The 21,867-nt window shown below is 54.4% G+C and carries 20 protein-coding genes; 10 read left to right on the forward strand and 10 right to left on the reverse strand.

The features are described 5' to 3' along the window. Positions 1 to 122: 122 nt before the first annotated feature. Positions 123 to 914 (reverse strand): sulfite exporter TauE/SafE family protein, encoded by a 792-nt coding sequence (locus ACOTX1_RS07730; RefSeq protein WP_032610216.1) that lies wholly within the window; start codon positions 912 to 914, stop codon positions 123 to 125. Positions 915 to 1,023: 109 nt separating this feature from the next. Between ACOTX1_RS07730 and ACOTX1_RS07735 the strand changes: the two genes are divergently transcribed. Together ACOTX1_RS07735 and ACOTX1_RS07740 are read left to right on the forward strand one after the other, a co-directional pair. Then, the gene (locus ACOTX1_RS07735; protein ID WP_023314077.1) at positions 1,024 to 1,827 is read left to right on the forward strand and encodes an AraC family transcriptional regulator; all 804 of its coding nucleotides are present in this window, start codon (positions 1,024 to 1,026) and stop codon (positions 1,825 to 1,827) included. 108 nt (positions 1,828 to 1,935) lie between these two features. Continuing rightward, positions 1,936 to 2,427 (forward strand): DUF523 domain-containing protein, encoded by a 492-nt coding sequence (locus ACOTX1_RS07740; RefSeq protein ID WP_003857394.1) that lies wholly within the window; start codon positions 1,936 to 1,938, stop codon positions 2,425 to 2,427. A 59-nt stretch (positions 2,428 to 2,486) separates the two neighbouring features. Here ACOTX1_RS07740 and ACOTX1_RS07745 read toward each other — a convergent pair whose 3' ends face one another. The 3 genes from ACOTX1_RS07745 to ACOTX1_RS07755 form a co-directional block, all read right to left on the reverse strand. Beyond that, positions 2,487 to 3,170 (reverse strand): SOS response-associated peptidase, encoded by a 684-nt coding sequence (locus tag ACOTX1_RS07745; protein WP_003857392.1) that lies wholly within the window; start codon positions 3,168 to 3,170, stop codon positions 2,487 to 2,489. A 149-nt stretch (positions 3,171 to 3,319) separates the two neighbouring features. Continuing rightward, positions 3,320 to 3,559: a DinI family protein gene (locus ACOTX1_RS07750; RefSeq protein WP_003857390.1), complete on the reverse strand. Its 240-nt coding sequence runs from the start codon at positions 3,557 to 3,559 to the stop codon at positions 3,320 to 3,322. A gap of 87 nt (positions 3,560 to 3,646) precedes the next feature. Further along, positions 3,647 to 4,909, reverse strand: a complete 1,263-nt coding sequence (locus ACOTX1_RS07755) for an amino acid permease (RefSeq protein ID WP_003857388.1) — start codon at positions 4,907 to 4,909, stop codon at positions 3,647 to 3,649. A 633-nt stretch (positions 4,910 to 5,542) separates the two neighbouring features. On the opposite strand from ACOTX1_RS07755, the gene ACOTX1_RS07760 reads away from it, so the two are divergent. Both ACOTX1_RS07760 and ACOTX1_RS07765 read left to right on the forward strand, forming a co-directional pair. After that, positions 5,543 to 5,908 (forward strand): hypothetical protein, encoded by a 366-nt coding sequence (locus ACOTX1_RS07760; protein ID WP_022651139.1) that lies wholly within the window; start codon positions 5,543 to 5,545, stop codon positions 5,906 to 5,908. A gap of 10 nt (positions 5,909 to 5,918) precedes the next feature. Then, the gene (locus ACOTX1_RS07765; protein WP_023314079.1) at positions 5,919 to 8,015 is read left to right on the forward strand and encodes a pyrroloquinoline quinone-dependent dehydrogenase; all 2,097 of its coding nucleotides are present in this window, start codon (positions 5,919 to 5,921) and stop codon (positions 8,013 to 8,015) included. Between the two features lie 74 nt (positions 8,016 to 8,089). Here the strand turns inward: ACOTX1_RS07765 and ACOTX1_RS07770 are convergent, their stop codons facing one another. Beyond that, positions 8,090 to 8,680, reverse strand: a complete 591-nt coding sequence (locus ACOTX1_RS07770) for a DUF4142 domain-containing protein (protein WP_003857383.1) — start codon at positions 8,678 to 8,680, stop codon at positions 8,090 to 8,092. A gap of 228 nt (positions 8,681 to 8,908) precedes the next feature. Between ACOTX1_RS07770 and ACOTX1_RS07775 the strand changes: the two genes are divergently transcribed. After that, on the forward strand, positions 8,909 to 9,187 hold the full coding sequence (locus ACOTX1_RS07775; RefSeq protein WP_003857380.1) for a DUF1471 domain-containing protein: 279 nt from the start codon (positions 8,909 to 8,911) through the stop codon (positions 9,185 to 9,187). A gap of 309 nt (positions 9,188 to 9,496) precedes the next feature. Then, positions 9,497 to 9,670, forward strand: coding sequence for a GnsA/GnsB family addiction module toxin (locus ACOTX1_RS07780; RefSeq protein ID WP_023314081.1), 174 nt, complete (start codon positions 9,497 to 9,499; stop codon positions 9,668 to 9,670). 87 nt (positions 9,671 to 9,757) lie between these two features. On the opposite strand, the gene ACOTX1_RS07785 is transcribed toward ACOTX1_RS07780, so the two are convergent. Continuing rightward, positions 9,758 to 10,594 carry an alpha/beta fold hydrolase gene (locus tag ACOTX1_RS07785; RefSeq protein WP_023314082.1) on the reverse strand — a complete coding sequence of 279 codons (837 nt, stop codon included), beginning with the start codon at positions 10,592 to 10,594 and terminating at the stop codon, positions 9,758 to 9,760. Between the two features lie 660 nt (positions 10,595 to 11,254). Further along, positions 11,255 to 12,244, reverse strand: a complete 990-nt coding sequence (locus tag ACOTX1_RS07790; protein ID WP_003857375.1) for a 2-hydroxyacid dehydrogenase — start codon at positions 12,242 to 12,244, stop codon at positions 11,255 to 11,257. A 210-nt stretch (positions 12,245 to 12,454) separates the two neighbouring features. On the opposite strand from ACOTX1_RS07790, the gene ACOTX1_RS07795 reads away from it, so the two are divergent. Genes ACOTX1_RS07795 through ACOTX1_RS07805 form a run of 3 tightly spaced genes read left to right on the forward strand, consistent with a single transcriptional unit; the run spans position 12,455 to position 15,607 of the window. After that, positions 12,455 to 15,094 (forward strand): YdbH family protein, encoded by a 2,640-nt coding sequence (locus ACOTX1_RS07795; protein WP_023314083.1) that lies wholly within the window; start codon positions 12,455 to 12,457, stop codon positions 15,092 to 15,094. After that, positions 15,091 to 15,282: a YnbE family lipoprotein gene (locus ACOTX1_RS07800; protein WP_003857369.1), complete on the forward strand. Its 192-nt coding sequence runs from the start codon at positions 15,091 to 15,093 to the stop codon at positions 15,280 to 15,282. The genes ACOTX1_RS07795 and ACOTX1_RS07800 overlap by 4 nt, the downstream gene beginning before the upstream one ends. Before the next feature lie 7 nt (positions 15,283 to 15,289). Next, positions 15,290 to 15,607 (forward strand): YdbL family protein, encoded by a 318-nt coding sequence (locus tag ACOTX1_RS07805; protein ID WP_022651144.1) that lies wholly within the window; start codon positions 15,290 to 15,292, stop codon positions 15,605 to 15,607. Here ACOTX1_RS07805 and feaR read toward each other — a convergent pair whose 3' ends face one another. Beyond that, positions 15,608 to 16,516 (reverse strand): transcriptional regulator FeaR, encoded by a 909-nt coding sequence (gene feaR, locus ACOTX1_RS07810; RefSeq protein WP_023314084.1) that lies wholly within the window; start codon positions 16,514 to 16,516, stop codon positions 15,608 to 15,610. Positions 16,517 to 16,757: 241 nt separating this feature from the next. Here feaR and ACOTX1_RS07815 point away from each other — a divergent pair, with 241 nt between their 5' ends. Then, positions 16,758 to 18,257 (forward strand): aldehyde dehydrogenase family protein, encoded by a 1,500-nt coding sequence (locus ACOTX1_RS07815; RefSeq protein WP_022651146.1) that lies wholly within the window; start codon positions 16,758 to 16,760, stop codon positions 18,255 to 18,257. Between the two features lie 39 nt (positions 18,258 to 18,296). On the opposite strand, the gene ACOTX1_RS07820 is transcribed toward ACOTX1_RS07815, so the two are convergent. Together ACOTX1_RS07820 and tynA are read right to left on the reverse strand one after the other, a co-directional pair. After that, positions 18,297 to 19,403, reverse strand: a complete 1,107-nt coding sequence (locus ACOTX1_RS07820; protein WP_023314085.1) for a GGDEF domain-containing protein — start codon at positions 19,401 to 19,403, stop codon at positions 18,297 to 18,299. A 120-nt stretch (positions 19,404 to 19,523) separates the two neighbouring features. Then, on the reverse strand, positions 19,524 to 21,800 hold the full coding sequence (tynA, locus tag ACOTX1_RS07825) for a primary-amine oxidase (protein ID WP_023314086.1): 2,277 nt from the start codon (positions 21,798 to 21,800) through the stop codon (positions 19,524 to 19,526). Positions 21,801 to 21,867 lie beyond the last annotated feature (67 nt).

Consider the following 21,867-nt stretch of genomic DNA (forward strand, 5'->3'; position numbering starts at 1 on the left):
TAGTGTGTAAACAGAACCGGGCGCGAGGCCCGGTTTTTTGTACGCTTTGGTCCGCTTTGTGTCTGAAAGGTACATTGAGACAGGTATAATTACGGGCCATTAGTCGCTGCGATAAAAGAGGGTTACTGAAATAGCATCGCCAGTAACACCAGGAACAGCAGCATGACATAGATTCGTGCGTGCCAAATATCAGGTACAGCAGGTATAACCCGACGGCTAAAAACTATTCCTGCCCAGCCTGTTAGTACCAACATACCTAAAATTTTCAGGTTGATAAAACCGAGAAATCCATTCACAGGAATAGTTTGCCAGCCAATAACTGCATACGTCACGGCACCACATAGCGCGACGGGCAGGGAAAGCGGATTAGAAGCACTAATGCATTCACGCATCGCATAACCATGGCGCCGTAACAGGGGTACCGTCATTACGCTTCCGCCCACGCCAAGCAATGCGGCTATCATACCAATGGTCACTCCGCCGCCCGTTACTACAGGAAATGACAAGCGACGCAGAGAACTTCCTCCGAGAAAACCCTTACGCAACAAACAATCGCTGATTGTTGCCAGCATGTAGAAAATGAACAGCGCGCGAACAACACTCTCACTAAATATTCCTGCCAGACAGGAACCCACGATAGCCCCAATGGCTATAAACCATAGTAACGGGAATAACATTTGCGATGAAAGCTCGCAAGCTCGCCAGTTTCGATAGGTGACCCAGCCCGCGTTAAATATCATCACCGATGTAGAGGTAGCAACCGCGATATGCATGGCGTTTAGTGCCAGTTCGGTCTGCCGTAGCATTAGTTGATAAACGAATGGTACTACGACAAAGCCGCCGCCAAAGCCAAAAAGCACGGTGGTAATACCGGTAGTAAAGCCTGCCAACGCAATGATTGCGATATCATTCAAAATCATACCCTCGACCTGAAAATGATTTCGCAGCTTATACCGGTAGCGTCCTGCTTCCCATTAGCGCCGCGCTCAATTACCTTTGTAAATCGGTCATAAGGAGACGGGTGTGCGCAACGTAAAGATTGAAGAGGTCGAGCAGCTAGATCGTGAAGTGGTAGCGATAGGCAATGACTATGTGCAGGGATTTATGCTGCCACAGCACAAACATCGCCGCGCGCAGCTGCTATATGGCGCGACCGGATTAATGCATGTCATAACCCAGGATGGAGAGTGGATTGTTCCTCCACAACATGCTGTTTGGATCCCACCCGAAACTATGCACGCCGTCAAATTTGTTGGCGTGACCACTCGCAGTCTGTATATAGAACCAGATTTCGTGAATGCCTTCTTAAAATATCCTCGTTGTGAAGTTATTAGCGTATCGCCATTATTACGTCAGCTATTGCTTGAGTCAGTGGATTTACCGCCACTGTATGAAAGCACGCGTGACCGTGCACTGATAAATCTGATGATATTGGAGCTGGCGGCTATGCCGGTTCGCGAATTCGATATTCCGCTGCCGCGACATCCGGCCCTACTGGCTCTTTGTCAGGCGTTTTTACTCAATCCCTCAATCCATGATCCAGCAGAGCGCTGGGCAAATGCGCTGTTCATGAGCGACAGCACCTTTCGTCGCCATTTCCTTACGCAAATGGGCATGTCATTTTCTGTCTGGCGCCAACGAGCATGCGTGGTTAGCGCGCTGGCATTGTTGATAACGGGAAAACCCGTAAATGAAGTAGCCTTGACTCTTGGATACGATAATGCATCATCCTTCGCAACGATGTTCCGCCGTGTCACAGGACAGCCACCTTCGTATTATCACCCGGCATTATTCAAAAAGTTCCACGGGACAGGGCACCGATCATAGCGTCAGCTATGTACCAGCTAAAGACGCTGCCACGTCAAATTCTTTAATTCATGAGAAGGGTTAAGGTGTTAAAGTCGTAGGCGTTTTGGATCTTAATACTATTAAACAATGATAAATAAAATACTGGTCAGTGCCTGCCTGATGGGCCTTAAAGTCCGTTATAACGGGAAAGAGAAAGCGCAGATGACTCATCAACTTGCTCGCTGGCAACAGGAGCAGCGCCTGGTGATCCACTGCCCTGAGTTGGCTGCGGGGCTACCTGTTCCGAGACCACCCGCTGAGATTATGTCTGCTGAGGGTAAAGACGTAATGCGTGGACAAGCCAGAATAATTGAAAACACCGGAACAGATGTTACCGGGCATTATCAACTTGCAGCCTGGCTGGCACTGCGAGCAGCACAAGAAGCAGGATGTACTGCTGCTTTGTTAACTGATGGTAGTCCAACGTGCGGTACTCAGTTTATCTACAACGGTTCTTTCAGTAATCAGCGTAAATCGGGTATGGGAGTGGCAGCGTCATTACTCTCCGAGCATGGTATTGCGGTATTTTCAGAAACTCAGTTTGCGGAGCTTGTGAACTGGATTGAAGAAAGGGAATGAACGATACTCCAGGATTAACGCCGAGCGGCATCGCTTCCTGGTCAGAATGGGTATGCAGCTCATTTTTCCATTTTATGAGCCACCTCGATTAACTCCGCCCCCTGATTCTTCACGTTCCCCACGGCGCGAGTTACAGCATGCCAAATAAACTCGTCGGCGGGTACTGTACCGTCGGCAATGATCTCTTCCGCTTCTTTCCCGCCAACATCCTGTCGCATCCATTCTCTTGCTGCTTCTGGCGACAGAACCAGCGGCCGTCGATCGTGTATATCAATGAGGCCTTTATCCGCAGCAGAGGTCACTATGAGAAATCCCTCGGCTTCATCGCCGCGCTCAAACGGCGTACTGCCGATCGCCGCCATGAATATCGGCTGCCCGTCGGCCCGATGAATAAAATACGGCTGTTTCTTGTCGCCTTCCTTTTTCCATTCGAACCACCCATCGGCAAAGCAGATCGCCCGGCCATGCTGCCAAAGAGGTTTAAACATTCTGCTGGTGGCTGCGGTTTCTACACGCGCGTTAATCAGTGGTGCTTTGTCCCACCATCCAGGCGCGTAGCCCCAGAATACCGGATCGAGGTGCAGTTGTTCGTCACGTTCGCTTAACAGCAGCACTTTGGTACCGGGCGCAACGTTGTAGCGGCCAATGGGTTCAGGGTCATATGCGATATCGCGTTCGCCTTCGTCGGCCAGGTAAGCCAGATATTCTTCACGGGTTTGGGCTTGTGCAAAACGTCCACACATAGAAACCTCCAGTCAGTCAGACTGAAAGTATAGGGCAGGGAGAAAAAGTCGCGTGGGCATGCTTCTGAGATTGAACCGATGCTGGAAAATCGCGGCCTGAATACACAGGGGTATTGTTAGTTGAAAACAGAGCCGGGCTTTGCGCCCGGTTACTCTTGTATCAACCACATATCCGACTCTTCGAACATCTCCTCGAGCATGCGGTTGAGCTTTTCACGGTCGCTTTTGCTGGCGTCGCTGTTCAGGCCGTTCGCTTGCATTGGCTTAACCGTCACGCTGGCATCAGGAAAAATCCGGTGCACGCGTTTAGTCAGCTCGGCCAGGATGATTTCCCTGGCTCCCTCCAGCCCCTGTACGTTTCGCTTGTCATAAACCAGTTCCACAAACATGATTGTTTACCTTATGGATATTACGCATGTGATTCAGCCTGAACGTAAAATACTACTGTATATGGGTACAGTCAAACGGCGTTCAGCCTAAAGCATTGTCCAGAGCAATGCAGACAGCGTTGCCAGTCCGCCCAGAACAACCAGAAACACCGTCACGCCGCGAAGCTCCGCCAGCGAGGGGCGGGTGTATATGAGGTACGCAGGGATAAGGAACAGGATCACCGCGATCAGTGGTCCGCAGAACATTTCAATCAGGCTGAGCACATCCGGATTGGCATAAACAATGCCATAGGTCAGCAGGAACAGCGCCAGAGAGGCCAGCCGCTTGCTGGCGCTGGCCTTTTTGCCGGATACGCTGGCAGCCAGCTGGCCAAACGTTTGTGCGACCGACAGGCCTACGCCGAGAAAGGATTTCGTCATACCGATGATAGCGATGAGTGGGGCAATGTGGTAAATCAGGCTGAAATCACCGTTTCCTTTCATCACGGACAGCACATTCAGGTTTTCCGCCTTCGCCCGTACAAAGTTGTCATGCGGGATCCCCAGCACGCAGCTCAGCACGAAAAAGAGGATACTGGCGAAGATGGCTAAATAGGCGATGCGGATCACGAACAGTGCCTTTTTCTCGCCCTCCGCTTTCCTCTCCCGGTAGTAAGAGCTCAGCGGGGAGACCATAGGCGCACAGCAAAACGAGAAGGTAATAAGCGGCAGCGTCAGCCAGATATTTTTCAGCGTTACCGGCAGCGGCGTGGCGTTCATTTCAGCGGCCGTATCGGTCAGGTTAGACAGATGCCATCCCGGGATAAGTGATACGGCGATCAGCAGTACAGATGCCGCGAACGGCAGCGCCAGCGCGCTCATAATGGCCACGACTCTGTCCCGGCCCTTGCTAAGCACCACATACAGCGCAGCAACCACGATAAACGACAATGGCCCACGGCTGAGGGCGGTAATATGCAGATGCTCCACCAGTAAATTACTCAGCGCATTAATCAGCGCCACCCCGTAAACCAGGGTTACCGGGAAGAAGGTCACACAATAGAACAGGGTGATCAGCTTTTCACCCCGTCCGCTGAAGAAGGAGCCGAAGATCGGCAACGTGCCGTTTTCAGTCTTCTCTTCACGCATATACACACGACAAAGGAGTAAATGGGGGATCAGGGATAACGGCAGCCCCAGCAGGAGCATGACCAGGAAAATAACCGGACCACGGGTGCCGATTTCCACGGGCAGGAACAACGTTCCCGCCCCGACGGCTGTACCGTAGAGGCCCAGCGTCCAGATGTTATCCTGCCAGTGCCAGTTAGAGCGTGTTGTAATATTAGCTGAAAGAGTGGTGGCTTTATTCATCATATTTTACCGCGTTGTTAGAGGAGCGACGACTTATTTAGTTTTTATCTGCCTGTAGTCGTTGCTGCGCCATTACACCACGGGTGGGAGGGGTTTGATTTCGCATACCGTAAACCTTATGTGTATGCCTGCAATAACTATCGTTATTCTTTGACGATGCTTTAACAGGCGGTTAATTAAGAAGGGGATTTGTTAAATTAACGAAAAAATAACGACTGACTTTCCCTGCCTGCACGTCTGTTAATTAAAAAATAAAAACCCTGTTTTATTAAGTAACATAAGGCGCCATCATATTGAAGGGGGGCTTATTTAATTATTTTATTGGATGGAAAATTATCCCGTTATGCCTCAAATTAAAAAACAGGATATAGACAATCACGTAACCTGCTCGTAGCTTTCGAACTGTCTTGTAACATAACGCTATCTTTATGGTGGCGAAGGGGCACAAGGCGTCGTATGCCTGCTATTAAACGCCCCATAAAAAAATCCTCTTCTATACTCAGTTACGTTTAGTGAAATATGCCGCCGCTCCACACGTCGCGTTGCCTTAATAGCGGCGGGCAGCAGGGGCATATATCCACGAAAACGCCTTAATAATGGTCAATTTTGCATTTTTAGAGGGGGATTCCTGGTATGTTGCATTCTCAATCCTCGCGGGTCGGCAGCATGTTGCTGCTGCTGACCGCGATAATAGCCTTCGCGGTGGCGCTATACGCCTGGTGGACGCCGCTTACCGGCGTCACTGGCACCATTGGCGCACTGGGCGTGGTCATTGCCAGCGTAGTGCTGGCGATCCTGACCGTTATGCTACGCGCGGCATCGCGCCGCGGGGCGCGCGTTTTCCTGATTATTGTCACCCTGGTGGTGTTGGCGGGTATTGGTTTTGCCGCCGCGCTGCTGCACCAATACATCATAACGGCAGCCATGGTGGTCGGCCTGATAGGTCTGATTATGCTGAGCAGCCATTCCGCCCGTTACAACCATCGCGTCAGAAGCTGAGGAGCCGCCCGTGCACAACGATAAGCATTATCCCTTCATAAAAGTCAGCATGACGGCGCTGGCGCTGCTGGTCGCTCCGCTCGCGCTACAGGCGCAGGATAAGGCCACTGAGGCCTCTCAGGGGACCCAGGAATCACTTAACATTGATGCCGCCGATCAGCAGGCACCCGGAACCACAAAAACCACCGACGATGCCTCAACCGGCAGCGGTGACGGAAAGAAAGTCGCCTCGGCCAGCCAGCCCGCGACGCCGCTGGTGCCCGGCACGCCCACCTGGGACAGCTTCCACGGCCAGCTTAACGCGCAGAAATACAGCCCCCTGACCCAAATTACGGCGGATAATGTCGGGAAATTAACGAAAGTCTGGGAATTCCATACCGGCGACGTCTCTGATGGTAAAGGCGATACGCCAGCTACCGTCTGGTCCGCAACGCCCATTTTCGCCAACGATACGCTCTACATTGGCACGCCATTCGATCGCCTGATTGCGCTGGATCCGGGGACGGGTAAAGAGAAGTGGCATTATGACACGAAATCGTCGCGCAAGGCGCTGACCCAGCCAGTGCTGAAAAACCGCGGCGTTTCCTACTGGCAGGCCAAAAATCCGGTGAGCGGAGAGGCATGCCAGAAGATGGTTTATATGGGCACCGTTGACGGCAAGCTCTTTGCGCTGGACGCCGATTCAGGCAAACCTTGCAGCGGCTTTGCGAATAACGGCGTGTTGGATCTGAACCAGTGGAATACCGTTAACGCGAAGTATCCGCTCTCTGTCCTGCAACCGCCAACCGTTGTCGGCAACCATCTGCTGGTGGGCTGGGCCGGGAAGGACTGGGCCTATGCCGAAGCCCCTCCGGGCACCGTATTTTCAGTCAACGCCCAGACCGGTAAGCTTGAATGGACCTTTGAGGCGATCCCGGCAGAGATCCGCAAGCGTACCGGTACCGCCAACGTCTGGACGCACATGTCCGCCGATGAGGCCAACGGGCTGGTCTATCTCCCGGTTTCATCGCCATCTCCCAACTATTGGGGCGGCAACCGCGTGGACGCTATTCCGCTTGGCACCTCGACCACCGCGCTGGACATCAACACCGGTAAAGTGGTCTGGTCCCGTCAATGGGTACACCACGACGTCTGGGATTACGATATTAACTCCGCCCCGACGCTGATGGACATCACCGTAGACGGCAAGCAGATCCCGGCGCTGATTCAGGCCACCAAGCAGGGTTTCCTGTTCGTGGTTAACCGCCTGACGGGGGAGGACGTATGGCCAATCGAAGAACGTCCGGTTCCGCAGGGTGATGGTTCGGTTCAGGGTGAAGTTCTCTCGCCCACGCAGCCGTTCCCGACCAAACCCGCACCGCTGCTCGACCAGTCGAAAAAACCGGAAATCTGGAAGCTGGCGGATATCGTCGGTGGCGGCCAGTGCTCTCGTCTGTGGGATAACCTGACCTATGAGGGAATGTATACTCCGCCGACCACAAAGGGCGAAGGCACGCTAACCTATCCTGATAGCGCTGGCGGCGTACAGTGGGGTGGGGTGGCGTTCGATCCGCAAAAACAGATCGCCATCGTCAACACCTCGCATATCGTCCAGTACGTGAAGCTCTACAGCCGCGAAGATTACGATAACGCAGACAAAGACTCCGGTAACGAAAGCGGCTTTGCCCCACAGGAAGGCGCCCCGTACGGTATGCGTCTGCTGGTGGCGAGCAACTGGCTGGGCATGCCGTGCTGGCAGCCGCCGTTTGGCGAAATCGTGGCGCTGGACATGCATACGGGCGATGTGAAATGGCGTCGTCCGGTTGGCGCCTCCCAGCAGTATGGCTTCTTCATGCCGGAGAGCTGGGGTTCACCTACCATTGGTGGCCCGGCAGTGACGGCGGGTGGCGTGATCTTCATCGGTGCTTCAATGGATGCCAAAGTGCGTGCCTACTCGGTCGAGAGCGGTGAAGAGCTGTGGTCCGATCAGGCAGAAGCGCCGGCAGTAGCGAACCCGTCAGTCTATGAATATAAAGGTCGCCAGTATGTGGCCTTCGTGGCAGGCGGGAATACGATCCTGAAGGATCAGGTGGGCGATCAGGTGGTGGTCTACGCCTTGCCGGAATAATTCATCAGGAAGGGGAAATAAGCGTGGGGCCTGCGGGCCCCACTTTGTTTTACAATTGTCGTTTTACCGACGCGTTATTTATCGGCTGATGCGCCGGAGTGGGTTGACATCTGCTCGGCGGACTTCAGATGCTGCTCAACGACCGGCGTGTGCTCGTTGGCCAGAGCCTTCACATCCGGATCGTCGATTTTACTGGCGTCGCTCTTAAGCTTCGACAGCACCTTCTCGTGGTCCTTCACGCCAGCATATTCCATATACATTTTGTCAAAAGCGTCACCACGCTGGTTTTCCAGCCTTGAGTTCAGGGCTTTATGCGCGGCGTCTGGTTCGGTCGGCAGCTCCACGCCCTTTTTCTGGGCAACGGTCTGGACTTTGGTCAGCGCGGCGCCGTGATCGTCGACCATTTTCTGAGCGAATGTTTTCACTTCACTGCTTTGGGCCTTGTCCAGGGCGAGCCTGGCGGCGGCGACTTCGTTGATATTGGCCTGCGCCATGTCCTTCAACGCTTTCTCGTCGCCGGAGCTGAGTCTGGCGTCCGGTTGAGCCTTGCCCGCAGTTTGAGTTTGTGCGGCGCTTGTCGTCTGGGCTTGTACGCCAACGGTGCTGAACATTGCTGCAACTGCTGATACGGCTAGCAGCCTTTTCAGGGTTTTACTCGTGTGCATATTGTTCTCCTGATGGTCATGGTACAGGTAAGTTTCGGTTGCTTCAGGCGCAACCGGACAGATAAATGCTCACTACAAGGGTCAGTATAGTAGATGAAGCTGCTGCACCCGCCGTTCAGGTCAGTGATGGCTGGTCGTGATGCTCAATTCTTCTACAATATTGATACGGATCATTTACATATTTGGTGCTAATGTTAAATATATAGATTCATCAACAGGAGGAATGATATGAAAAAAGCACTATTAGGGAGTGTATTGGCTTTAACAGTAGCAAGCTTCGGCGCATCTGCGGCAGATATGATTTCCAAGGATGAAGCGCACCACTTCAAACTTGAATACCTTGGTAATGTATCTGTAGGGGCTTCAGGTGGACAAATTTCTTCACCTTCAGATCTTCATCAAAAACTCTCAAAACTGGCAGACGAGAAGGGCGGGAAATACTACGTCATTATCGCTGCCCGCGAGCATGGCCCTAACTTCCAGGCCGTCGCAGAAGTCTTTAAATAATTTTCTTGAATACCACAAAAAACCCGCTTCTGGCGGGTTTTTTGTTTACAGACAGCCAAAAAAATGCCCCTGATGCGGGGCGAGTTTAAGTCAAAACTTTTCTTATGTTTATGTGCTCTAAGGCTTTGGGACAATAACAGCTTGTTCAAATAATGCAATATAAATGCATGTTTAAATGTGACGGCTCCATCATGCTGTTCATCTTAAGGTTAATGCAGCATACGTAACGCAGATAGTCTACGCTTTACAAAGGGTTATGGTTAAAACCATTTAGAGAATGGATACAGTTAACGGTCGTAAGAGGTAAAGATGAAAGTTGACGCACTGACACAAAAGGCAGAGGAAGAGATTTCAGCGCTTATAGCCAAAAAAATTGCAGAGTTACGAAAAAAAACAGGGCAGGAAGTTTCTGAAATAGAGTTTATCGCTCGTGAGGCCATGGCGGGCCTCGAGGGGTACGAAGTAAAAATCAAACTCCTGTAGGCGTTTCTTCCTGAAATGGTTGCTCAATTCTTGCCGCAATACAAAACCGGGCGTGATGCCCGGTTGTATTATGGATAATCATCGTCTTTATGAGCGAATAAATGTCAGTATATCGGCGTTTATGGTATCTGCATGTGTGGTATGCATCCCATGCGGGAAGCCTGGATAAATTTTGAGTTCGCTGTTTGCGAGCAGCTTATCCTGTAGAAGGGCGGCATATTTATAGGGGACGACCTGATCGTCATCACCCTGCAACACAAGGACGGGAACCGTAATGGCTTTAAGATCGTCCGTCTGGTCGGTCTCTGAAAACGCCTTAATGCCTTCATAGTGGGCTTTGGCGCTACCGATCATTCCCTGACGCCACCAGTTCTGAATTGTGCCCTGCGAAACCTCTGCTCCGTCTCGGTTAAATCCATAGAAAGGACCGCTGGCGACGTCGAGGTAAAACTGGGCGCGGTTAGCGGCCAGCGCCTGGCGGAAGCCGTCAAACACCTCAATGGGCGTTCCGCCGGGGTTAGCGTCTGATTTTACCATCAGCGGAGGAACGGCGCTGACCAGTACCGCTTTGGCCACTCGCCCCTGAGGTTGGCCGTACTTCGCAACGTACCTGGCGACCTGGCCCCCGCCGGTGGAGTGGCCGACGTGCACTGCATTACGCAAATCAAGGCTTTCGACCACGGCCGATGCGTCGGAGGCATAATGATCCATATCATGACCTTCACTTACCTGATCGGAACGACCATGACCACGACGGTCGAGGGCGATGACGCGGAAGCCTTCTGCAAGGAAAAAGAGCATCTGGTTATCCCAGTCATCGGCGCTCAGCGGCCAGCCGTGATGGAAAACGATCGGCTGCGCATCCTTCGGACCCCAGTCTTTGTAATAAATACTGACACCATCTTTCGTTGTTACGAATGCCATATTTCAGACTCCTCTGCTAATGGCAAAAACGTGTGAAGGCTAAGTAAATAGCCCAGCATTTAGGGACGTAATAAAACTGACTTATATTAATCTTATTACTGATATATCCGCTTAAAGTGTAGAAGGGTTCCTGAAAACCGTTATAGATTAAATTTGTATGGTCATTATTTATTTTTAAACGAAATATCCCCTAAACCAGCCGGGGCACTGTGTTATTTTTCTCGCGTGGTGAATCCCCCTGTGCGGAGGGGCTAAACAGCACGTGTAGCTTAGGCAATCAGTAGCGGGTCAAGGTGGCTGACCAACGACTCACCGGGAGGCACCCGGCACCACACATACGTTAAAGCTTGTATCTCGCTGAATTTATTAGGGAAGGTGTATGAAGTTGGGCTTTTTGGCTGGAGCAGTGCTGGCAACCTGGTTGTCTTTAACCTACCCGACGCAAATGAGAGCTGTTTTTGAACAACTGGTTACGATAGTGCAGCAAATCACGCAGCCTTCATCAGAGTCTCATTCTGATATGGTCACACCGGAACAGTCATATCCTTGATTGTTATATTTACGATGAACGTTACCCGTCTTAATAGTTAACCTGTGCTTATTTTTCTGATGGGCTTATTATTGGCCGGGCAGAGGTTACCGCCGCCCGGCCTGACGGTCTTAAACGATCGCGTTAGGGCACGCTTCGCCCTTATCAAGCTGCTGTAAATTCCCCAGCGTGGTTTCCGAAATACTGATCAGCGCTTCGGCGGTCAGAAACGCCTGGTGGCCGGTGAACAACACGTTGTGGCAGGCCGACAGGCGACGGAACACGTCATCCTGAATCACGTCGTTAGATTTATCCTCAAAGAACAGGTCGCGTTCGTTCTCATACACATCCATACCCAACGCGCCAATTTTTTGCGTTTTCAGCGCTTCGATAGCGGCCTGAGAGTCGATCAGTCCACCGCGGCTGGTATTGATGATCATCACGCCGTCTTTCATCTGGTCGAACGCCGACTGGTTAAGCAGGTGATAGTTTTCCGGGGTCAACGGACAGTGCAGGGAGATAACATCAGACTGCGAGAAGAGCGTTTTCAGATCGACATACTCCACGCCCAGTTCCAGCGCAGCGGCGCTAGGGTACGGATCAAACGCCAGCAGGCGCATGCCAAATCCTTTCAGGATGCGAAGGGCGGCCACACCAATTTTGCCGGTACCGATCACGCCTGCGGTTTTACCATACATGGTAAAGCCGGTCAGCCCTTCCAGAGAGAAGTTGGCATCACGGGTACGCTGATAGGCACGGTGAATACGACGGTTGAGCGACATCATCATCCCGACGGCATGTTCAGCCACGGCTTCCGGAGAATAGGCTGGGACGCGAACGACCTTCAGACCCAGCTCTTTGGCGGCATCGAGATCGACGTTGTTAAAGCCCGCGCAGCGCAGGGCAATGTATTTCACGCCCTGTTTTTTCAACTCTTCCAGCACCGGTCGGCTACCGTCGTCGTTAACGAAGATACACACGCCTTCGCAGCCGTGAGCGGTTTTAGCCGTCTTTTCAGTCAGCAGAAAGTCGAAAAATTCAAGATCGAAACCGTACGTCTCGTTAACATGTTGCAGATACTTTTTGTCGTACTGCTTTGTGCTATATACCGCGAGTTTCATAAGACTTTCTCCAGTGATTTTGGAACCACGTTAGCATGTTTAAAATTATCTTACAATTTTTCAAAATTCATTGAAATCAATAAGTTCTATGAATTATTGTAGAGCATCTACTCTTAAAAATGGCATTACCTTCAACTGACTGGCTAAACATGCGACAATGAGCGGCAAGAACGGCTTATTTTTTTCGCAAAATCAGGATATTAACTGCCCATGAAGGGTAAATACAAAGCCGCAATCGCGCTATTACTGCTGCTATTACTCGTGCCGCTGACGCTGCTGATGACGCTCGCCCAGTGGGTACCCACGCTCGCCGGGATCTGGCTCCCTGTTGGAACGCGCATCGCGTTTGAAGAAAGCCCACGGCTCACGCGCCACGCCCTGATCATCCCCGATCTCCGCTATCTGGTAGAAGAGTGCGAAATTGCCCGCGTGGAAAACGTGACCCTGTCACACCCCAGCCGTTGGGATCTGGATATTGGCGCACTTGAACTTAACTCTGTCTGCCTGAGCAAATTACCGCAGTCAGCGTCCTCAACGGTGGCGCCGAAAACGCTGGCGCAGTGGCAGGCCATCCTGCCCAACACCTGGCTGACCATCCACCGCTTTACCCTTTCTCCCTGGCAGCAGTGGGAGGGTGAGCTGCATGCTTCACTCACGCCAGCCCGCCAGGACATCACTTATAACGGCGAGCAGGTGAGCATTCAGGGGCAGTTGCGCGGCCAGACGCTCTCCATCAGCCAGTTCGATGTGCAACTGCCGGATCAGCCGCAGCCCGTGAAGCTGATCGGTGAATTTACCCTGCCGTTGGTACCGGACGGCGTGCCGGTGAAAGGGCATACGGTCGCGACCTTTAACGTGCCACAGTTATCCTCGCTGGTCGATGCCGATCTGGACTGGGAGGACAATCAGGGCCAGCTGGTGGTCATGGCGCGGGACAACCCCGATCCACTGCTCGATTTACCGTGGCAGATCACCGCTCAGCAGTTAACCGTCAGCGACGGACGCTGGAACTGGTCAGCCTCCGGTATGCCGATGAGCGGTCGCGTCGGGCTGAAAGTGGATAACTGGCAGCAGGGGCTAGAGAAAGCCACCTTCACAGGGCGGCTCAATGTGCTGACCCAGGGGGATGCGGGGAAGGGCAACGCGGTGCTGAATATCGGTCCCGGCTCGCTCAGTATGGAAAACAGCGCTATGCCGCTGCACCTGAGCGGGGAAGCCAAGCAAAACGATCTGATCCTGTATGCCAGACTCCCGGCGAAGCTGACCGGCAGCCTTTACGATCCGCAGCTTACGTTTGAACCCGGCGCATTATTGCGCTCGCGCGGGCGCATCATCGACTCGCTGGATATCGATGAGATCCGCTGGCCGCTGGCAGGCGTGAAGCTCACGCAGAAGGGCGTGGACGGCCGCCTGCAAGCCATTCTGCGGGCGCATGAAAACGAGATGGGCGATTTTGAGCTGCATCTGGACGGCCAGGCTAACGACTTTTTACCGGACAACGGTTTGTGGCAGTGGCGCTACTGGGGTAAAGGGAATTTCACGCCGATGAATGCGCGCTGGGATGTCCGGGGAACCGGGGAGTGGCGCGACAACGTTATCGAACTGACCGATCTTTCCACGGGGTTCGACAAATTGCAGTACGGTACGATGCTGGTCAGCAAGCCGCGCCTGGTGCTGGATCACCCGGTGCGCTGGTCGCGGGACCCGGATAACCCCACCTTTAGCGGCGCGCTCGCGCTCAATGCCGGGCAAACAAGCTTCTCGGGCGGAAGCGTGCTGCCGCCGTCCGTTTTGACCTTCAGCGTTGACGGGACAGACCCGACGGTGTTCCAGTTTAAAGGGAACCTGCATGCGGACGACATCGGCCCGGTCCAGGTGAATGGACGCTGGGATGGCGAACGCCTTCGCGGTCAGGCCTGGTGGCCAAAACAGTCTCTTACGGTGTTCCAGCCGCTGATCCCGCCAGACTGGAAACTGACCCTGCGCGGCGGCGAAATGTACGCACAGGTGGCTTTCTCAGCGGCCTCCGATCAGGGGTTTGAGGCCGGGGGGCACGGGGTGCTGAAAGCGGGCAGCGCGTGGATGCCGGATAACGAAATCAACGGCGTTGATTTTGTTCTGCCGTTCCGCTTAAGCCAGGGTACCTGGTCGCTGGGCACGCGCGGGCCGGTAACGTTACGAATCGACGAGGTAAAAAACCTGGTCACAGCCCGAAATATCACCGCGGATCTCCAGGGCGATTATCCCTGGACCGAAGCGAACCCGCTCCTGCTCACTAACGTGAAGGTGGAAGCGCTCGGCGGGAAAATCACCATGCAGCAGTTGAGAATGCCGCAGCACGATCCGGCTTTACTACGCGTGGATAATATTTCCTCCAGCGAACTGATAAGCGCGGTGAATCCGAAGCAGTTTGCCATGTCCGGCCCGGTGAGCGGCGCGCTGCCGTTCTGGCTGGACAATGAAAAATGGATCATTAAAGATGGCTGGCTGACCAACCCGGGGCCGATGACGCTGCGCATCGACCAGGACACGGCGGATGCCATTGTGAAAGACAACGTGGTTGCCGGGGCGGCGATCAACTGGCTCCGCTATATGGAAATTTCGCAGTCGTGGACAAAACTCAATGTGGATAATCTGGGTGTGTTAACCATGCAGGCGGCCATTAAAGGCACCAGCCGCGTCGAGGGCAAAAGCAGTTTCGTAAACCTGAATTACACCCATGAAGAGAACATTTTTACCCTCTGGCGCAGCCTGCGCTTTGGGGACAATCTGCAAACATGGTTTGAGCAACATGCGGCGATACCCCTTCTCCGCGGTTCGACAGGCAAGGAAAGTGAGGAACAACAATGAAAAAGAGGGCTGGTGTACTCACCGTGGCCGTCGTCGCGCTGCTGTCAGGCTGCACGCCGCGCATTGAAGTGGCGGCGCCCAAAGAGCCGATCACTATCAACATGAACGTGAAAATTGAGCATGAAATCCATATCAAGGTGGATAAAGACGTTGAAGCCCTGCTGAAATCCCGCAGCGATCTGTTCTGAGGATGCCATGAAACGATTAGCTCTGATGTTACTGGCGCTGGGGATGAACGTTCACGCCGCCACGCTTACGCTCAACGATGCACGTGCCCAGGGGCGCGTAGGGGAAACCCTGAGCGGCTATCTTGCGCCCGTTCAGCACGACGCTGAAACCCTGGCGCTGGTGAGCCGTATCAACGCCGCACGCACGGAAAGTTACCAGCAGTTAGCTGACAGCAATAATTTGCCCGTCGACGAGGTGGCGAAAATGGCGGGACAAAAGCTGGTGGCGCGCGCCCAGCCGGGTGAATACGTGAAGGGGATTAACGGCAAGTGGCTAAAAAAGTAACTAGCGGTAACGCTTACGGTATTCGCCCGGCGAAACCCCGAAACGCTGCTTAAAGGCGGTGGAAAAATGGCTATGGTCGGTAAAGCCCCAGCTGTAGCCAATGCCCGCGAGCTTTTCGTCATCGCTGATGGAACGCAGCGCCTGAGCGCATAAATCGAGGCGACGGTTCTTAATATACTGCGCCACCACCAGCCCTTTCCCGGCAAACATGCGGTACAAGCTCCGCACGGACATGCCGCTCTCTGAGGCTATCCACTCCGGTCTTAACGCCTCCGACTGAATATGATCATCAATCAGGGACAGAACGTGGCGGAACTGACGCTCCTTGCGCGGCAGCACCTCGTGTTGCTGCTGGAAGGCCGGACGCAGCAGACACACCATCGCCTCCAGCGCCGCTTCGCTTTCGCTGGCGCTGAGATCGGCATTGCCCATGCTCTCCTGTAGCAGTCGGTAGCTCAGCTGTACGGTAGGCAGACTGCGGGAGAGGGGCAGCGCGCACCTCACTTCCTGAAAACGCGCGTGTTGCTCAATGATTTGTCGCGGGAGCAGCAGCGAAATCTGGCGGGAACGCTCCTGCCAGTAAATGGAGCACGGGCGGGAGGCGTCAATCAGCGTGATATCCCCGGCTTTCAGCATCGCGCGCTGGTTGTCCTGTTCGATTCCGGCGCTGCCTTCCAGCTGAAACACGGTGTAGAACCAGGCGTCGTTGCCGTTTTTGATCTCCTGACGGGTGCGAAAAAGGTTAACGCCTGCGGCGGTCACCGTGCTCAGCTTCAGACTTTGGGTATAGCTGGTTTCCAGTTCGCCGAGAAACGCCCCCTCTAACGGACGTGCCGCAAAGCGCCCACAAACCTGGTTAATTTGCGCCAGCCACTGCTGAAAATTGTCCTGTTCGCTTGCACACGCCATTGATGTTCTCGCTGCACCGTCACTGTTTTCGCATTGTTGCATTTATGTTGCATTTTGTCAGGGCTACGAGGCTGACTATAGGAAAGAACACTCAACGGTTACAGCGATATAAGTGGGAATTATCACGATTTGCGGAGCCTGTCACAGCTGACAAAGCGAATGTCACACAGACAAAAGCAGGAATGCGATTCCCCTCTTAGACTGCATACACACCCTGCGAAGCATAACGAAGGAGTATCCTATGTCCGAATCACACGTCGCCATCCTGCCAGGCGTGCAGCAGTTTTTAGATCGCCAGCACGGCCTGTGGATTGAAGGGCGTCAGGCGGCATCCGACAGCGAAAAGCGTCTGAACGTCTACAACCCGGCGACCGGAGAGGTTATTGCCTCCACCGCCGATGCCAGCGTCGATGATGTCGATCGTGCGGTGATGTCTGGCTGGCGCGCCTTTGTCGCCCGAAGCTGGGCAGGGCGTCTGCCGGCAGAGCGGGAACGCATCCTGCTGCGGTTTGCCGATTTGGTGGAACAGCATGGCGAAGAGCTGGCACAGCTCGAAACCCTGGAGCAGGGGAAATCCATTAACATCTCCCGCGCCTTCGAGGTGGGATGCACCCTGAACTGGATGCGCTACACGGCAGGGCTGACCACCAAAATTGCCGGTAAAACCCTCGATCTCTCGATTCCACTGCCGCAGGGCGCGCGTTATCAGGCGTGGACGCGTAAAGAGCCGGTGGGAGTCGTGGCGGGGATTGTGCCGTGGAACTTCCCGCTGATGATTGGCATGTGGAAAGTAATGCCCGCGCTGGCGGCAGGTTGCTCCATCGTGATCAAACCCTCGGAAACCACGCCGCTCACCCTGTTACGGGTGGCGGAACTGGCGAGCGAGGCGGGGATCCCGGATGGCGTGTTCAACGTGGTGACCGGTAGTGGCGCCGTCTGTGGCGCGGCGCTAACCTCGCACCCGCGCATTGCCAAAGTAAGCTTTACCGGTTCGACGGCGACGGGCAAGCAGATTGCCCGCGTGGCTGCGGATACGCTAACGGGCGTGACGCTGGAGCTGGGCGGCAAAAACCCGGCCATCGTGCTGAAAGACGCCGATCCGGCGTGGGTAATTGAAGGGCTGATGACCGGCAGCTTCCTGAATCAGGGGCAGGTCTGCGCGGCCAGCTCGCGTATTTATATTGAGGCTCCGCTGTTCGACACGCTGGTCAGCGGCTTTGAACAGGCCGTGAAATCTCTGAGCGTCGGGCCGGGCATGTCGCCGGATGCGTTTATCAACCCGCTGGTGTCGCGCGCCCATTGCGATAAGGTTCAGGCGTTCCTGGATGAGGCGAAGGCGCACAATGCGGAGCTAATCGCCGGGAACCGGGGGCCAGACGGCAAAGGCTATTACGTTTCGCCAACGCTGGTGGTCAACCCGGATAATCATCTGCGACTGACGCGTGAAGAGGTCTTCGGGCCGGTGGTGAACCTGGTTCGTGTGGACGACGGGGAAGAGGCGCTTCAGCTGGCGAACGACACTGAATACGGCTTAACGGCCAGCGTCTGGACGCAGAATATCAGTAAAGCGCTAGCGTATACCGACAGGTTACAGGCAGGAACCGTGTGGGTGAACAGCCACACGCTGATAGACGCCAACCTGCCGTTCGGCGGCATGAAGCAGTCTGGCACCGGGCGCGATTTCGGCCCCGACTGGCTGGATGGCTGGTGTGAAACCAAGTCGGTGTGTGTGCGGTATTAATAAAACGCCGGGTAAGGCGAAGCCGGCACCCGGCATTATTTAACGCGACCACCTATCCCGCCCGGACTCCTTCGCCCGATACAACGCTGCATCGGCGCGGGCGATGATTTCCGGGCCGGCCAGTCCTGGGGTATAGCCGGCAATGCCCATACTCACCGTCACACATTCACTCACCTTCGACGCGCTGTGCGCAATGGCTGCGGTGCGCAGGCCAGCCTGGATCCGCGCGGCGACTTTCTCAGCAACGCTTTCTTCACAGTCAAAGAGGATCACGACGAACTCCTCACCACCGTAGCGCGAAACCACATCCTCTGGCGTGCGCACCGAGGTGTTCAGCACCTCTGCCACCCTCGCGAGACACGCGTCTCCTGCCTGGTGACCATAGGTGTCGTTATACAGTTTGAAGTAATCGACATCCAGCATCAGCACCGCGAAGCGTTTGCCTTGCTCCACGGCGTTTTCCAGCACCAGCTCCATCGCCCGCCGGTTGGCCGTTTTCGTCAGCGGATCCTGATGGGCCAGCGCATCCAGCCGCGAAATTAAACGCTGATTCTGCTGGTTGCGACGCCACGCCTCTTCAAACCAGCTCAACAGGATATAGCGCCCGCACACGAGAATGAAGGTGAACACCACCCACAGCCCGGCGAAGCGATAATTAATTTCCTGATTCAGCAGCATGCTGGCAACGGGCAGGCTTATCCATAGCGGAACGGTGAAGCAGAGCAGTGCCACCGGGTGAAAATAGAGCGCGGTCATACCGGCCATCAGCAGGGTAACGAATATCGGCCAGGGATGCGGAAGATGTAACACGTTGATAAACCAGTAACAACTTATCGACCACAGCAGACTGCACATAAACAAAACGGCGCTGACGCCGCGGATGTGGCGCCAGGCCATGATCACCAGCGCCACGGAAAGGATCACCACGCCCAGCATGGAGGCATCTATCATCTGCCGCAGAGGCGGGCTGATGTGCAGGAGGGCATCGATATGGCCGAACAGCGAATTGCGCAGCAGGACCATAAGGGCAAAGCTGGCATTCACAAAGGCGAGCCACGGCAGGTTCACGGCCAGCCCGTGAACAACCATTGATTTACGGGTAGGCCATGTCGCGGGTTCTGGCGTTGCGTTGTGTCTTTTTTCCATTATGGTTTTCTTCCCGTCCGGTGGATAGCTCGCTAAAGCCAGGTAGTATTAACTATAAGCAGGCTCGATTATTCCTCAAATGTTTGCACAAAAAAACCGGGCATTGCGCCCGGCGTTTGCTTATTTTTGCTCGGCTTTTTTCTTGCCGAGCGTTGGCGTCTCGTCAAAGAAATTCCACGGCTTGAGCAACGTGTGCACCCATTCCGTCGGCATTATTGGCCACTCCTCGGCACGGGCGACATGGGTGGTGCCGGTGGTCATCCAGATGACGTTATCCTGGTCGTTCAGCGACTCGTTATCTTTGCTGTACTGGCCGAGGCCGGTATCGTGCGTGGAACGGTTCGGGTATTTTCCCTCCGGGTACATCTCGTCGGGATGGTAACGCGTTACCCACAGTTGTTTATCCATAAAGCTCAGGCGGTGATAAATCCACTCGTCCGGGGCAAACTTCGCGCCGGACGCTACCGGGTGTGTACCGCCCGCGTAAGGGATGATCTGATATGAGACCGGGTTGCCCATGCGGTTCTCTTTGCTGGTATTGCTCAGCAGGCGGATGGTGCCCGGGTCAAACTTCTGCGCCGCCTGCTGTTCGGTATCAATATCATACTGATTAACCTGCATGGTGCTGGTGCGCGGTCCGCCAGCGGTGTTCGGTTTGACGTCGGGATCCATGGCCACCAGCTTGTTGTTGATGCCGTCCACGTCCATATCCAGACGGAAGTTGTAGATGTGCTGGTGGGTGGTACCGACAATATTATGGTCGATCAGCGTTCCGTATCGGGTGTCATCCTTCGCGGTGACATCATGCATGGTTTTCGTCTGCACGCCTTTCACCGCTTCAATGCCCGTAGCCCCTGCATCAATGCCGATAGTGCCGTTTTCGTGGAATACCCAGTCGAAGATGTAATCGTAGTTACCCACGGTGCTGACCCAGCGCACCACCAGCTCGCGGCGTTCGGTGCTGACGTTGGGTTTTCCTAATTCCTGATGCTTATATTCCGGCCCGGCGTAACGCTCGAAAATGGCGATCGCCCGGGGGATCTCCATTGGCGCGCCGGTGTAATCCGGGATGGTTTCGTTGAGCATCACGGCGTTAGACGGAACATCCTTGCCGCGCACGAGCGGGGAGGTCAGGGTACCCATGCCGTAATCGCCGGAGTCCAGGTAGGCTTTAAAGTACCAGCCGATATCCGGGTCGCCGTACGGCACAATCATGCCGCCGAGCGACCCCTGATACATCACCTGTCGCTTTTTGCCGTTGTCGTTATAGGTCACGGTGGAGATTATCGGGCCGACGCGTGAGTCCAGGCTCAGATGAAAATCCCAGTTCTGCCAGTGCACCCTATCCCCGGTGATGGTGTAGTTCTTGCCTTCCGGCTCGATAATCTCCAGCGGTTTTTTCACCGTTTCAACGCGGTCACGGCCATCATAAGGGCGCGGCGTGAGCGGCACCGGCACGACCGGGCCTTCCTCAATCTTCTGGATTTTCTTCTGCTCGAGATCCACCACCGCAACCAGGTTTTCGATCGGGTGCGCCCAGTAGTTACCGTCGCCCACGTCGAGATAGCTGATCACTTTCAGCAGGCGGTCTTCCTGTTTCAGCCCATCCTTGCCGTCAAAAAAGCCGACGGTAAGCGGGGTGGTGATCACTTTCTTCGGGTCGGTAATGCCGCGCTTTTTCAGCACGGCGGCAAATTCCGGGCTTTCATTGATGATCTGCTGCACGGTATTGAAGTCATCCAGCAGCACCATGCCGTGCGCGTCTTTTATCGGCTCCCAGCGGAGGATCTTTTTCTCCTTCAGATCCACCCGGCTTTCGATGATGTGTTTACCATCAAGCATGATGATATTGGCCTGACGGGGCGCATCCACCGCCGTGCCGTTAAGCACAAAGTCCCAGACTTTGGCCTTTTCTGGCTCCGCCAGCGCAATCTGGGTAAAGCGGGTATTGGGTTTAAAATCCGCTGAGGCTTTCACGATTGCTACGGCCTGGTTGATTTCATCAGCCGTCAGCGCGTTTAACGGGTGGGGGCTTTTTTCAACCTGGAATGTCTGATCAAGACCGGACTGAAAGACATCGTTGATAAAGGTCTCCGGGATAAACGCCTTATTGTTCTTCATCACCACGGGCACCTGGAGCGTCAGCGGTTTGCCGTTAACGATGGCGGTATTTGCGCCGGGTTTGACCTTCACAAAGGCACCGTCTTTGACGATGGTGAACATCTGGGCGTAATCATCCCACTGCACGTCCGCGCCAAACGCCTGAAGCGTTTTGTCCATCGGGACCATATGCGCCTCGCTGCCGTGAGCGTAAACAGGGGATTGCCAGGCGCAACAGAGCGCAACGGCCATGGCCAGTGCCGTTCTACGGGCAGAAAAAGAAGAATTGCTTCCCATCGCAGACCTCATCTTGTTGTGTTTATTGTGTTGTGTCAGCGTTATCCTGACAGGCGCGCACGAAAAG

Source organism: Enterobacter cloacae complex sp. IR5401 (assembly GCF_049238425.1).
GTDB lineage: Bacteria > Pseudomonadota > Gammaproteobacteria > Enterobacterales > Enterobacteriaceae > Enterobacter > Enterobacter hormaechei_C.

What these genes read in the sequence shown, in the direction of transcription:
- ACOTX1_RS07790 (WP_003857375.1), bottom strand. Translation starts at nt 12,244, where the DNA reads ATGAAACTCGCGGTATATAGCACAAAGCAGTACGACAAAAAGTATCTG.
- ACOTX1_RS07755 (WP_003857388.1), bottom strand. Translation starts at nt 4,909, where the DNA reads ATGAATAAAGCCACCACTCTTTCAGCTAATATTACAACACGCTCTAAC.
- ACOTX1_RS07805 (WP_022651144.1), top strand. Translation starts at nt 15,290, where the DNA reads ATGAAACGATTAGCTCTGATGTTACTGGCGCTGGGGATGAACGTTCAC.
- ACOTX1_RS07760 (WP_022651139.1), top strand. Translation starts at nt 5,543, where the DNA reads ATGTTGCATTCTCAATCCTCGCGGGTCGGCAGCATGTTGCTGCTGCTG.
- ACOTX1_RS07780 (WP_023314081.1), top strand. Translation starts at nt 9,497, where the DNA reads ATGAAAGTTGACGCACTGACACAAAAGGCAGAGGAAGAGATTTCAGCG.
- ACOTX1_RS07750 (WP_003857390.1), bottom strand. Translation starts at nt 3,559, where the DNA reads ATGTTTGTGGAACTGGTTTATGACAAGCGAAACGTACAGGGGCTGGAG.
- ACOTX1_RS07785 (WP_023314082.1), bottom strand. Translation starts at nt 10,594, where the DNA reads ATGGCATTCGTAACAACGAAAGATGGTGTCAGTATTTATTACAAAGAC.
- feaR (WP_023314084.1), bottom strand. Translation starts at nt 16,516, where the DNA reads ATGGCGTGTGCAAGCGAACAGGACAATTTTCAGCAGTGGCTGGCGCAA.
- ACOTX1_RS07800 (WP_003857369.1), top strand. Translation starts at nt 15,091, where the DNA reads ATGAAAAAGAGGGCTGGTGTACTCACCGTGGCCGTCGTCGCGCTGCTG.
- tynA (WP_023314086.1), bottom strand. Translation starts at nt 21,800, where the DNA reads ATGGGAAGCAATTCTTCTTTTTCTGCCCGTAGAACGGCACTGGCCATG.
- ACOTX1_RS07820 (WP_023314085.1), bottom strand. Translation starts at nt 19,403, where the DNA reads ATGGAAAAAAGACACAACGCAACGCCAGAACCCGCGACATGGCCTACC.
- ACOTX1_RS07795 (WP_023314083.1), top strand. Translation starts at nt 12,455, where the DNA reads ATGAAGGGTAAATACAAAGCCGCAATCGCGCTATTACTGCTGCTATTA.
- ACOTX1_RS07740 (WP_003857394.1), top strand. Translation starts at nt 1,936, where the DNA reads ATGATAAATAAAATACTGGTCAGTGCCTGCCTGATGGGCCTTAAAGTC.
- ACOTX1_RS07770 (WP_003857383.1), bottom strand. Translation starts at nt 8,680, where the DNA reads ATGCACACGAGTAAAACCCTGAAAAGGCTGCTAGCCGTATCAGCAGTT.
- ACOTX1_RS07775 (WP_003857380.1), top strand. Translation starts at nt 8,909, where the DNA reads ATGAAAAAAGCACTATTAGGGAGTGTATTGGCTTTAACAGTAGCAAGC.
- ACOTX1_RS07745 (WP_003857392.1), bottom strand. Translation starts at nt 3,170, where the DNA reads ATGTGTGGACGTTTTGCACAAGCCCAAACCCGTGAAGAATATCTGGCT.
- ACOTX1_RS07815 (WP_022651146.1), top strand. Translation starts at nt 16,758, where the DNA reads ATGTCCGAATCACACGTCGCCATCCTGCCAGGCGTGCAGCAGTTTTTA.